Origin of the sequence: Crassaminicella profunda, assembly GCF_019884785.1 — a bacterium.
In the GTDB taxonomy this organism is placed as follows: Bacteria; Bacillota; Clostridia; order Peptostreptococcales; family Thermotaleaceae; genus Crassaminicella; species Crassaminicella profunda.
The window spans coordinates 172,717-185,597 of the sequence record NZ_CP082326.1 but is presented as its reverse complement, the minus strand read 5'-3'; the positions used below and the strand labels follow the sequence as shown (position 1 = coordinate 185,597).

The following is a 12,881-nucleotide window of genomic DNA, read 5'->3' as shown; positions in this document are numbered from 1 at the left end:
TTAAACAAATAAATTTATTATTATATTTAAACAAAACTAGAATAAATTGATAATATTTAAAGGGAAAAATGATATAATAGATAAAAAATTTCACTATTATAGAAAGGAGACAATACATGCACCTGATAAAACAATTTGCCATTATAATATTTATACTATTTTGTGGGACAATCCTATCTGATTTTTTTCATCTCCCCATACCAGGAAACGTAATGGGTATGGCTTTATTATTCATTAGTTTGATTACTGGTATTATAAAACTAAAAGACGTAGAAGAAATCGCAAATCTTTTTCTAAATCACTTAGCAATATTTTTTATAGCTCCAGCCGTAGGCATTATGCTATATTTTGATATTATTAAAGGGCAATTTATCGCAATAATTATTCCGACGATTGTAAGTATTTTTATAGGATTAGGAATAACAGGTAAAGTAGTAGAGTTTATTGTAAATAGAAAGGTTGTAGATATAGATGACTAATATCATAATAGAAAATCCTTTTTTTGGATTATGTTTAAGTCTAATTGCTTTTCTAATAGGCATTCAAATCAATAAAAAATTAAAACATCCAGCATTAAATCCTTTATTAATTGGGATCATTATCATCATTTGCTTTTTAAAAATAACCCATATTGATTATTCAATTTATTATGAACAAAATAAGATTTTGAATTTTTTATTAGGTCCTGCAACAGTTGTATTAGCAGTACCACTTTACAAAAATATAGAAATATTAAAGGAAAATTTAAAAGCAGTATCCATTGGTGTATTACTAGGAACTATCACATCTATTATTTCTGTTGTATATATGGCATCATTTTTAGGCGCCAATGATAAAATATTACTTTCCATGACACCAAAAGCGGTTACAGCTCCTATTGCTATGGAAGTGTCTCGTGTACTAGGAGGTATTCCTTCCCTAACTGCAGGATTAGTAGCCATCACAGGAATATTTGGTGCTTGTTTTGCACCAGAGATTTTAAGACTTTTTAAAATAAAAAATAAAATTGCTATTGGTATTGCCATTGGAACAACAACCCATGCACTAGGAACAACAAGAGCTTTTCAAGAAGGCGAAGTACAAGGGGCAATGAGTAGTTTATCCATTGGACTTGCAGGTTTAATCACGGCTTTAGTGGCACCCTATATTATATTTATTATGCAAAATTATCAAATGATTTAAAAGAGATTATAGGTCAAATTTTATATCATCATTTCAATTTCACTTCCATATATACAGGATTATGATCAGAATATTTAAAATCCAAATCTTTTACTTCTACTTTTACTAATTCCACATTGGGAGACATAAAAAAAGCATCAATGCTTGTTAAATAAGTGTCTCCTTTTATATAGGCTGTATCTGTTGCTCGTACTGTTGGAAGATTTTTATCAAATCCCCAGGTCCAATCCTTTGGTATCCAATTTTGTGGCAAAGGTACCACCCAATCTGATCCTTCTAAATGTGTAGTGAAGTATTCCTTCGATATTCCTGGCATCAACTGATTCCAATCTCCTCCAGCGATTACATAGTTTCCTTTTTCATACTCATCTGTAATCACATTTTTCAAGTAATCCATCTGTTGTTTTCTAAGTACCGCATCTTTATCAAAGGCTGAATTATGAGTATTAATAAGTACCAATTGATGATCCTTTCCCTCAATATCCACACGACTCACCGTAAAACATCTATCTAAATGAGCTAAATATACAGGCCATTTAAATTTTCCTGGAAATTGATATCTCATCGTATCGTTCATACTATACTTTCCAAATAAGGCAATCCCACTTTCAACCTTTCCCATAAATGGAGGAGGAAAAGGGGCAGGAACTAATTTTACTTTATAATTGTAAGCAAATACAGATTGATATTTCTTTAGTGTATCTTTTATCTCTTTATATTCATCTATATAATAACTCCGTTTTGATGCACAATCTATTTCCTGAAGAAAATAAAAATCAGCCTTGTTATTCTCTAAAAAGTGTGTAATCCCCTTCATATAATTCTCTACTATTTCCTTTTTATCTGGTCTTACACTTTTTCCTCCTGAAGCAAAAAAATCTTCTTTTTCTCCTAAGCCTCCATATCCTATATTCCAAGTAATCATAGAAATTTGATCATTTCCTTTTTCATAGGCTGGTTTTCCTTCTGCATTAATTTTTATAATTTCTTTTGGCTTATAATCTGTTATGGTTAAATATATGACAAGTACGCTAAAACTTACAATTCCTATTCCAATAATTATTCCTATCCACATACTTATTTTTTTCAAAATAGTATATACATCAACATTCATAATATTCATTTTACCTTCTCCTTCATCAATACAAGTCCTAGCAATCTATAAACATGCCAAAGTTACTCCTGCTCGTTAAGTCCAATTATATTATATATAGAATAGTAGGTAAAGTAACAATAAATCATTCTCATTTATATCTGCATATACAACATATAAAATAAACTCGTTTTTCTAAAGCAAAAAATTGAAACTTCAAGTGAATACTCTATTTCACCTGACACTAAATTTCCAATCTCCCACTTATAGAAGTGGGAATATTATAAATGAATAAAAGCCATGTAAATTTAGGCATTTTTAACCTAAATTACATGACTTTATTTTATTTCGTATTCATTAATTATTTAACTATTTCAATTGACTTTGTATCTTCGAACCACTTTACTGATGCACCTAAGTTTTCAGATACATATCTAAGTGGTACTAACGTTCTATCATCAACTAATACTGGTGCAATATCCATTCCATTTGATTTAACGCCAATTGTAACACTTACTATTTTATCATCTAAGTTGATATTTGCAGTCTTTGTATCATTATTCCAATCAACTTTTGCACCTAATGTTTCAGCAACAAATCTTAAGGGTACCATTGTTCGGTCTAATAAAATGATTGGTGCTACATCCGTTGTAGTAGTTTCACCATCAACAGTAATCTCAGTATTACCAATACTTAAGTTTATTACTTTCACATCTTCTGTCATTGCCACTCCATAGAAACTAAATTCATCTGTATAAAATGTAAATGTTTTTGATTTGGCGTCGTATTCCCCACCTAGTTGAACTGGTGTAATACTTCCATCTTTATTTTTTACATATCTAATTCCAGTTAATTTAGCTATATCACTTTTTAATAATTTCTTTTCAGAAAGATCAACACTTATTGCTACTGACTTTTTAAATTCATGCATTGAATCTACTACTTTATCATCATTCATTACCTCTGCTCTGAATTCAAATATTTCAGAACCAACTGAAATGATCCCTGTATTATTTTCTGTAGCTTTTTTTAACATTTCTTTTGCTTCTTTTTGTTCTAGAGGTTTTGCAGAAATTTCTACAGTTTCTTTAACTCCCATACCTTCAGTACTTAAAACCTCGGGTTCAAATGTTAGCATAACTTGCTTTGTTGCTACTGTTAAAGGTTTATTTGCTTTTATAATATCTTTTAATGTATCTTTTGATAATGTTGCTTTAGCTGCTTTTTTCCCTTTTGGCGCTTTTACTTCAATTTTAATTTCTTTTACCTTTTTATTTTCTAAAGCTTTTTTTACTGCTTTTGTGGTTTCTTTTGCTGAATCAGGTGCTGTAGCGCCACCGCCGCCACCGCCTCCACCACCTCCACCACCTCCAGAACTTACATTAGATGGCTTATTAGAAATTGTAAGCTTGAAAGTTGTTTTTATAGATTGATCTTCATCAAGTATAGCTGTAATAGTATAAACACCTACAGGAATATCCTTAGAGATTTTCATTACTTTTTTGTCTATCACATATTTAGCTAAAGCTTCTTCAGGGACAAATATAATTGTTTTATTTACTTGATTCCCATCAGAATTTGTAACTGTAATTTTGGATAAATCTAATGTAAAATCTTCACTTTGTTTATATTGTGAAAAATCTTTTGTATTGATTGTATAAACTTCTTTAAATGAAGGATCATTTGTTGCTTTCAATCGTTTACTATCTTCAGATACTTTGAAACCAAAAGCTTCAAATACATATTTTGCTGGTATATAAACTTTTCCATCGATTATCATTGGTGCTACACCCATATCTATAACTGATTCATTGACTTGTAGTTCAGATGATCCAACTACACATTTCACTTCTTTATCTAGTCCTAAAATAGTGACTGTTTTAGTTGCTCCATCCCAAAATACTTCTACATTTCCTAATCCTCTTGCTACTAAGTTTACAGGTATATAGATATGTTGATTAATCCACTTATTAGGTGTCTCATTCATTACTTTTATTCCATTAAAATATATAACTCTTTGATCTACAGGATACTCTGTTTCCATCTTACTATCTTTTTCATTTGAATCATGACCATTTATTATCTTTAATGCTTTTTCATCTTCTGATACTTTAAAACCAAAAGCTTCAAATACATATTTCGCTGGTATATAGGTTCTTCCATCTATCATTTGGGGTGATACATCCATATTTGTAACCAATCCATTTACTTTCAGCTCAGATGAACTAATCACTAACTGTACAACTTTATTTTTTCTTAAAATAGAGATTGTCTTAGTTTTTCCATCCCAGAATATTTCAGAAGATGATACTCCTAACCCTTTTGCTACAGCACGTATAGGTGCATATACATGCTGATCAATCAATTTATTTGGAGTATCTGTTATTACTTTCTTTCCTTTTAGATATACAATTGATTGATTTACAGGATATTCTACTTCAGCCATAGCTTCTTCTTTCTCATAAGATGCAACTACCATTTCTGCTTCTGTTACATTATCCCCACTGACTTTCACTGTTACATCACCAGAAATAGCTTCTGGTAATGCTTTTATAGACGCTCCCTTTATAAAAATATCACCTCGTCTATCTCTATTATATGCTTTACTATAATCCATTGTTATTTCTAATGTATTTCCAATTATACTTACAACTCCTGTTGCTCCTTGTAGTCCAAAAATTGCTATAATATCACCTCCTGATGTCCATTCAAATCCATCAGGTAATTCTAATTTTATTTTTCCATTCTCTATTGGCAACGAGCCTATACTTGCTTCTTCTATATCAATCGTTTTTAATTCGATATTATCCTTAAAAGCATCTGTATCTTCTATCGTTGTTATTGTATCTAAATTTGTTGCTATAGCAAAAGTATATGTTCCAGATGATAAATAACTATCTCGTGAATCTATAATTACTTTTACTTCCCCTTCATCCTGTACTTCTACAAGCATAGGTATCTTAAAGTTTAATTTAGTATGGCGACTAGATAAATCATTATATACTTGTGCTTCTACAGTAGTATCATCTAATTTTGTAACACTTAATCCATCACATATACTCTCCATCTCTTTTTCAAAGGTACTATCATGAAAGTTATCATTCTTAGCCCATTTTGCATTTTCTAATTTCAATAGAAAATTTTGCTTTTTTGTTCCAAATTCATCTAGATTCATTTCTTCAATCCTTAAAGCCGGCGCTGTAGTAGGATTATCAAATATATGATCACTTTTAACTTTGGGATATTTGTTTATAGTATTATCACTTTGAGCATATGCAGTATGCTGACTTATAGGGCTAATCATCATACTGAATACAAGTACTAATACAATTGGTAATGTTACTATTCTTTTGATTTTCAATTGAACTCCCCCTTTTTTCTAATATGCCAAATATCACTTTACCACAATCGTATTAAAAATTCTGTAATACTTTGTCGAGCATTTTTTCAATGCTTAAATTTTTAATTGATTTCTTTATTTAAATCAATTAAAAAAAATCACATGTTCTTAGGTAACTTTATCCTAAAAACATATGACTTTTATTATATACGCTGAATCCTAGATTCATCTACATCCTATTTACTTTTCTACAAAAAGAGTTTTTATATCTATTTTTTCTTGAATCATACCGTTATCGAATAGAAAATCTTGTGTTTTTTCTAACTCCTTTACATCCTTTTCTGTAATAGTTGGATTAAAATCATACCATGGATACATAGTTTTTACATCTTCCACAGAAACTCCATTTTCCTTTGCTACCATTTCAAACATTTTTTCTTGATTTTCTTCCATGAATTTTAATGCTTTCTCATGAACATTCATATATTTTTCTACAAGATCAGGATGCTCTTTTAAAAATTCTCCTCTTGCCCCAATGACAATCGTAGCATCTAATAATCCTTCTCCATTTCTAAGAATACGTGCACCACCCTCTTGTGCCTTGATCACTGCTGGTCCTGCAACTAATGCTGCATCTACATTTCCACTCATCATACTAGATACACCATTTCCTATGCCCATTTGAATAAATTCCATATCATCCATGCTCACACCTGCTTCATTCCCTGCAGAAATCAACAATTGATGTAAAATAGTTCCCTTAGGTCCTGCAATTTTTTTGCCTTTTAAATCTTTTACAGACTGAATATTTTCATTATTTGTCATAATGGTGAAACATTTTGGTGCTCTTGAATAAGTACCTATAATCTTTAAATCTACCCCATTTGCCCTTCCTATTATGGCTGAAGTGCCTCCTAGCGCATTGCAAAAGTCTAAATCTCCTGTTGCTACGGCCTCTGTCATTTTAGAGCCTTGCGTTATTTCTGGAAAATTGATTTTTATATCGCCAAACTCTTCTTCAAATAAATTTTCATGTTTTTCAACAATAGACGGTACATTCAAAGGTGCTGTAACATAGGAAACATTTATTTCCTTCACTTGATTTTGCTCATCAGAAACACTTGCCTCTTCATTTGCACCATTCCCACAGCCTGCTAATACTAACATCAAAACACAGATCATACATAAAAGCGTTGTAAATTTTTTCATTATTCTCTTCCTTTCTTCATTTAATATATTTTAAAATAAATTACTTCTCTCACTTGTAAATAAATGATTTCAAAATTCAACACACACCCTGTTGATCTCTATTTTAGAATTTTTTATTCTTCTTCATTTCTTAAAATAGCATTTAAAATTGCTTCCTTTATGTTTAAAAAATCCATATGATTGATTTTTCTTATGTAACTTAAATCATTAGCTATATCCTTAACGATTCGTCCCTGATCTAATGCAATAATCCTTTGTCCTAAAAAGGCCGCTTCTTCTACATCATGAGTGACAAAGATAATGGTCTTCTTTTCCTTTAAGAATAATTCTATGATCTCTCTTTGGAGTTTTCTTCTATTAAAAGCATCTAATGCACCTAAAGGTTCATCCATCAAAATAATATCTGGATTATAACAAAGTGTCCTTCCTAAAGAAACTCTTTGTGCCATTCCACCAGATATTTGTGAGGGGTATGCATCCTTAAAATCATACAAATCCAGCACCCTTAAATATTTTTCTACTAAATCTTCCTGCTCTTGATTTCTTTCTAGGAGTGAAAACCCCATATTTTCTTTAACAGTAAGCCACGGCATCAATCTTGGCTCTTGAAAAACAATTCCTATATTTTTACAATTCGTCATGATTTCTCCCTCTGTTTTTTCTTCTAAGCCAACAAGAACTTTTAAAAGAGTTGTTTTTCCACAACCACTCTTCCCTACAATGGTTACAAAGGTTCCCTCATTAATAGATAAACTTACATTGTCTAGAGCAATAATTTCTTTATTCTTAATAGAATATCTTTTAGATAGATTTTTGATCACTAGTTGAGCCAATTCATTTCACCTCTTTGTTCCTGCTTATGCCAATGCAATAATCTATTAGTACATTTAAATAAAATATAATCCATCATAGAACCAAGGATACCAATGGTAAGAATCCCCACAATCATAATATCTGGTCTTGATAATTGCTCTGCATCTAAAATCATATATCCTAGCCCTGATGATGCTGCAATGATTTCTGCACCAATTAACGCCCTCCAACTATATCCAAATCCCAATCGTGCCCCTACCATAATAGATGGCATTGCTTGTGGAAAAATAATTTTCCTATAAATATGTAGTTTACTAAAACCAAAAACTTTCCCCACTTCAATAAGTTTTGAATCACAATTTATAATTCCACTTAAAGTATTTAAAAATATTGGAAAAAAGGTAGCCAATATAATAACCGCAAGCTTGGACATTTCTCCAATCCCAAACCATAAGATCAACATAGGAATTAAAGCCATAGGTGGAATATGCCTCATAAAATCTAAAATTCTCTCTAAACATACTAATAGCTTTTTACTAAGAGATAATAAAATAGCTAATAAAAAAGCTCCTACAAAAGAAATCATAAATCCTAACACAGCTCTATATAAGCTCACCATTACATGCTTTAATAAAATCCCCTTTTTAAGAAGAATCATAAAAGCTTTCCCTACCTTCTCAGGAGATGGAATAATATAAGCATTCCAAAGATCCAATGTTGAACCTATCCACCATAGTAAAAAAATAATTACAGGTACAATAAACCCCTTCATTTTTTCCATCCAAACACCTCATCAACCAAATTAAATAAACAAAAAAACTCCCCTTAAAAGATAAGGAAAGTTATATAGACCTACCATTAACCCATCATCACTTTCTCACCTTTTACTCAGAAAAATCCTTGCAATTAGTATTAAAAAACAACTTTCCTCCTCATGAATAAAATCCATCAGTCAGATTATATAAATATGAAATTATACGATTCTTCTACATTATAACAAAGATTCATAAGTTTTGGTACATTCAATTCTAAAACCCCACACCTAAAGTTTTCATTTCTTTTAATCGTTCATTATTCATTGTGAATCCTTTTACTATATATTCATTAAGTCTTTCTGTTGCCTAACATCTAAATTGTATACTTCTATGTAAACCAACTCTATAATCTATAGCTACAATCATTTCTCTTTAGTCTCTCCTCTTGGCTAGATTTATCAAGTATCTCATCAATTTCTTGTTGTAACTCTTTATCTAGTCTAGGTTTTACAATCTCTTTTAGCTATTGTTTCATACATTAATTTTCAATACTTCTATATTTTTTTACATAACTCCTCAAAAATTCTCCCATAATATAATAAAGGATGAATATTTTAATATTCATCCTCTATCACATTATTATATTTAAGTTTTCATTTAAAACGATTAAATTTTATTTTAAAATTACAAAACAAATTTCTATATTTGGCATTTTTACTCAACAGTTACACTTTTTGCCAAATTCTTCGGCTTATCCACGTCACACCCTCTAGCTACTGCAATATAATATGCTAAAATTTGTAGTGGAACAACACTTAATATTGGACTTAGTTCATCTAGTGTATCTGGAATATAGATCACTTTATCTGCTGATTTTTCTATTTCTTTGTTTCCTTGTTTTGCTACTCCGATTACATAAGCTCCTCTAGCTCTAACCTCTTGAATATTTGAAAGCATTTTATCATAAAGCTTATCTTGTGTTGCTAATGCTATTACTAATCTTCCTTCTTCAATAAGAGCGATTGTTCCATGCTTTAGTTCTCCTGCTGCAATGGCTTCTGAGTGAATGTAGGAGATTTCTTTTAATTTTAGTGATCCTTCAGCAGCTACAGCTACATCGAGTCCCCTACCAATATAGAATACATTTTCATTGTTAAACTGTTCGTCTGCAAGCTGTTGAATGGCTTCATTATCTTGTAATATTTTTTCAAGCTTTTCTGGCATAGCTTTTAATTCTTTAACATACATTTCGTATTCTTCAGTTGTTAAACTTCCCTTTGTCATTGCCATAGATAAGGCAATCAAATACATAGATATAAGCTGTGTTGTATAAGCTTTTGTTGATGCTACTGCAATCTCAGGTCCTGCCCAAGTATAGAATACATCGTCTGATTCTCTTGCAACGGATGAACCTACTACATTGACTACAGATAAAATTCTTGCACCTTTTCTTTTTGCTTCTCTTAATGCTGCTAGGGTATCTAATGTCTCCCCTGATTGACTCACTGCAATAAATAATGTATTTTCATCTATAAATGGATCTCTATATCTAAATTCTGATGCAACCTCTACATCTACTGGAATCCTTGCAAACTTTTCAATAGCATATTTTCCTATAAGTCCTGCATGATATGCTGTACCACAAGCTACAATATAAACCTTATTGATTTTATCTAAATCCTCTTTTGTAAGCTGAATCCCATCAAGTTCAATATAATCATCCTTGTCTAATCTTCTATGAAGTGTCTCTTCTACACCCTTTGGCTGCTCATTGATTTCTTTCATCATAAAATGAGCATACCCCTCTTTTTCGGCTGCTTCTGCATTCCAAGTAACTTTGAATACATCTCTCTTTACAACTTGCCTTAATTCATTAAATATTTTTATTTCATCCTTTGTAAGAAGTACAACTTCATCGTTTTCAATTAAATACATATCTCTTGTGTATTTAAGAAGTGCTGGTATATCAGATGCAATAAAATTTTCATTTTCTCCAATTCCTACAATAAGAGGACTATCCTTTCTTACTGCTACAATTTTATCTGGCTCATCTTTGCATATTACCCCTATTGCATAAGCCCCTTCCATTTTTTCAATTGCCTTATATACGGCATCTAATAAATCACCTTCATAAAAATAATCGATTAGGTGTGCAATTACTTCTGAATCTGTCTCTGATTTAAAATGATCTCCATTGGTTTCAATTAACCATTCTTTTAGCTTCATGTAGTTTTCAATAATTCCGTTATGAATAAGGGCAATGTTTCCAGCATAATTTGTATGTGGATGAGAGTTTATATCTGATGGCTCTCCATGAGTTGCCCATCTTGTATGACCAATTCCAAGTGTTCCTTTGATTTTTTCTTTATTTAAGTGTTCTTCTAATCTACTCATTCTTCCCTTAAATTTTCTAACCTTTATTTCTCCTTCATCAAAGATCGCAACTCCCGCTGAGTCATATCCTCTATATTCAAGCTTTGATAATCCATCTATTAAAATAGGTGCTACCTCTTTTTCTCCTATATATCCAACAACTCCACACATATTTCTATCTCCTCTCAACTATTAACTTTTTGTTTTTGACAATAAAATATTATGGGTAGAATTTTTAAAATTTTTCCTACCTTTTTACATAAAATCCGCACAATTTTAATTTTTTATCACCCAAGTCTATTTGTCCCTTCAATCACTCAAAGGTTTTGTAAACTCTCTCTCGGTGGTGATACACCGCAGGGCATCCGCCGAAAACTTCGATAAACCCTGTCCTCGTCAACTTAAATCTTTTTTCCGATCAGATTTTAAGTTCTGGCGCTTTTATTTTTATATTATTTCTTTTTCTATATCCATCACCCCTTTCCATATTTAAAAGGTGAAAAAATACTATATTCACAAAGCATTTTTTTAGCTCCCACAAGATACAACTACCCTATGGGAGCATTAATATTTCAAAATAATTTTCAACTTTAGTTTAGTCCATTTTATCTTATCATTTTCTTAGTAAATGTCAAGATTTTTAGATTGCTCCTATTACATTTTATGCAAAAGGTTAACTTTCAGTGAATCTATTTCAATCTTTCTTCAATAATTCCTGCTAATTCTTCGCTTAAATTTTTTAGTTGTTCTACATCTTTTCCTTCAAGCATAACTCTTACTAACGGCTCTGTTCCAGAAGGTCTAATAAGTACTCTTCCTTCTCCATCCATTATTTTTTCAAGCTTTTGTATTTCCTCTGCGATGACAGTGTCTTCCATGTATTTCATTTTTTTATCATTACTTACCTTTGCATTCACAAGTACTTGAGGATAAGTAGTCATGGCACTTGCTAGCTTTGATACAGATTGATTTTTCTCTTTTACAATACTTAAAAGTTGTAATGCTGATAAAAGTCCATCTCCTGTTGTATTATGTTCTAAGAATATAATATGTCCTGATTGTTCTCCTCCAAGGACATACCCTTCTTCTTTCATTTTTTCAAGAACATATCTGTCTCCCACTTTTGTTTTTGTGATGCTACATCCAGCTTCGTTCAATGCTTTTTCAAGTCCCATATTACTCATAACAGTAGCAACTACTGTATCTTTGTGAAGTTTTCCTTTTTCCTTTAACCCGGTACCACAGATTGTAAGGATTTTATCTCCATCAACAATTTGTCCCTTTTCATCTACAGCAATCAATCGATCTGCATCTCCATCAAAAGCCAATCCAATATCAGCACCCCAATCAAGAACTTCCTTTTGTACTTCTTCAGGATGTGTTGAGCCACAATTTAAATTGATATTGAGTCCATCTGGTTTATGATGAATAATTTTTATCTCAGCACCTAATGCTGATAATACAGATGGAGCTGCTACATAAGCTGCACCATTAGAACAATCTACAGCAATTTTCATTCCTCTTAAATCCACATCAATCGTATTCTTTAAGAAGTTGGCATATTGCTTGATTGCATCATCAATTTCTATTTTTCTTCCAAGATCTTTTCCAGTAGGATTTACATCTATTTCTTTATGATTTAAGATAATCTCTTCTATCTCTTCTTCTACTTCATCTGGAAGTTTAAATCCATCTTGATTAAAAAACTTTATACCATTATATTCAACTGGATTATGAGAAGCAGAAATAACAACGCCTGCATCTGCATCATAATATCTTGTCAAATATGCTACTGCTGGTGTAGGTACAACCCCTACGCACAAGCAATCTGATCCTGTTGATAGGATTCCTGCAACTAATGCTGATTCTAATAGATCTCCTGATATTCTTGTATCCTTACCAATGACAATTTTTGCTTTCTTTTTTCCCTTTGTAAGTACATATGCTCCGATTCTTCCTAACTTATATGCTAAATCTGCTGTCAATTCTTTATTTGCAATACCCCTTACTCCATCAGTCCCAAACAACTTTCCCATTCGAGTAGACTCCTCTCATAAATAGTCTATCTTTTCCTCTTATGATTATTATATGATAAAATTTAAATAGTGAATCTATA

9 protein-coding genes are annotated in these 12,881 nt (G+C 31.3%); 2 read left to right on the top strand and 7 right to left on the bottom strand.

The features are described from left to right. Positions 1 to 116: 116 nt before the first annotated feature. Together K7H06_RS00895 and K7H06_RS00890 are read left to right on the top strand one after the other, a co-directional pair. Positions 117 to 479 (top strand): CidA/LrgA family protein, encoded by a 363-nt coding sequence (locus tag K7H06_RS00895; RefSeq protein ID WP_223038110.1) that lies wholly within the window; start codon positions 117 to 119, stop codon positions 477 to 479. Continuing rightward, positions 472 to 1,182 carry an LrgB family protein gene (locus K7H06_RS00890; RefSeq protein ID WP_223038109.1) on the top strand — a complete coding sequence of 237 codons (711 nt, stop codon included), beginning with the start codon at positions 472 to 474 and terminating at the stop codon, positions 1,180 to 1,182. Before K7H06_RS00895 ends, K7H06_RS00890 begins: the two co-directional genes overlap by 8 nt. A 28-nt stretch (positions 1,183 to 1,210) precedes the next feature. Here the strand turns inward: K7H06_RS00890 and K7H06_RS00885 are convergent, their stop codons facing one another. From K7H06_RS00885 to glmM, 7 genes are all read right to left on the bottom strand, one after another. Beyond that, positions 1,211 to 2,305 carry an endonuclease/exonuclease/phosphatase family protein gene (locus tag K7H06_RS00885; RefSeq protein ID WP_223038108.1) on the bottom strand — a complete coding sequence of 365 codons (1,095 nt, stop codon included), beginning with the start codon at positions 2,303 to 2,305 and terminating at the stop codon, positions 1,211 to 1,213. A gap of 331 nt (positions 2,306 to 2,636) precedes the next feature. Continuing rightward, entirely contained in the window at positions 2,637 to 5,636 is a 3,000-nt protein-coding gene (locus K7H06_RS00880) for a stalk domain-containing protein (protein ID WP_223038107.1), read from the bottom strand. A 219-nt stretch (positions 5,637 to 5,855) separates the two neighbouring features. Then, positions 5,856 to 6,824, bottom strand: coding sequence for an ABC transporter substrate-binding protein (locus K7H06_RS00875; RefSeq protein WP_223038106.1), 969 nt, complete (start codon positions 6,822 to 6,824; stop codon positions 5,856 to 5,858). A gap of 113 nt (positions 6,825 to 6,937) precedes the next feature. Beyond that, positions 6,938 to 7,657: an ABC transporter ATP-binding protein gene (locus K7H06_RS00870; RefSeq protein WP_223038105.1), complete on the bottom strand. Its 720-nt coding sequence runs from the start codon at positions 7,655 to 7,657 to the stop codon at positions 6,938 to 6,940. After that, the gene (locus K7H06_RS00865) at positions 7,645 to 8,418 is read right to left on the bottom strand and encodes an ABC transporter permease (protein ID WP_223038104.1); all 774 of its coding nucleotides are present in this window, start codon (positions 8,416 to 8,418) and stop codon (positions 7,645 to 7,647) included. The genes K7H06_RS00870 and K7H06_RS00865 overlap by 13 nt, the downstream gene beginning before the upstream one ends. 688 nt (positions 8,419 to 9,106) lie before the next feature. Then, the gene (glmS, locus tag K7H06_RS00860; protein ID WP_223038103.1) at positions 9,107 to 10,936 is read right to left on the bottom strand and encodes a glutamine--fructose-6-phosphate transaminase (isomerizing); all 1,830 of its coding nucleotides are present in this window, start codon (positions 10,934 to 10,936) and stop codon (positions 9,107 to 9,109) included. Between the two features lie 518 nt (positions 10,937 to 11,454). Then, positions 11,455 to 12,801 (bottom strand): phosphoglucosamine mutase, encoded by a 1,347-nt coding sequence (glmM, locus tag K7H06_RS00855; RefSeq protein WP_223038102.1) that lies wholly within the window; start codon positions 12,799 to 12,801, stop codon positions 11,455 to 11,457. Positions 12,802 to 12,881 lie beyond the last annotated feature (80 nt).

Bases quoted from the DNA above. Each gene is read 5' to 3' on its own strand.
- K7H06_RS00895 (WP_223038110.1), top strand. From the start codon at position 117: ATGCACCTGATAAAACAATTTGCCATTATAATATTTATACTATTTTGT.
- K7H06_RS00890 (WP_223038109.1), top strand. From the start codon at position 472: ATGACTAATATCATAATAGAAAATCCTTTTTTTGGATTATGTTTAAGT.
- K7H06_RS00885 (WP_223038108.1), bottom strand. From the start codon at position 2,305: ATGAATATTATGAATGTTGATGTATATACTATTTTGAAAAAAATAAGT.
- K7H06_RS00875 (WP_223038106.1), bottom strand. From the start codon at position 6,824: ATGAAAAAATTTACAACGCTTTTATGTATGATCTGTGTTTTGATGTTA.
- K7H06_RS00865 (WP_223038104.1), bottom strand. From the start codon at position 8,418: ATGGAAAAAATGAAGGGGTTTATTGTACCTGTAATTATTTTTTTACTA.
- glmS (WP_223038103.1), bottom strand. From the start codon at position 10,936: ATGTGTGGAGTTGTTGGATATATAGGAGAAAAAGAGGTAGCACCTATT.
- glmM (WP_223038102.1), bottom strand. From the start codon at position 12,801: ATGGGAAAGTTGTTTGGGACTGATGGAGTAAGGGGTATTGCAAATAAA.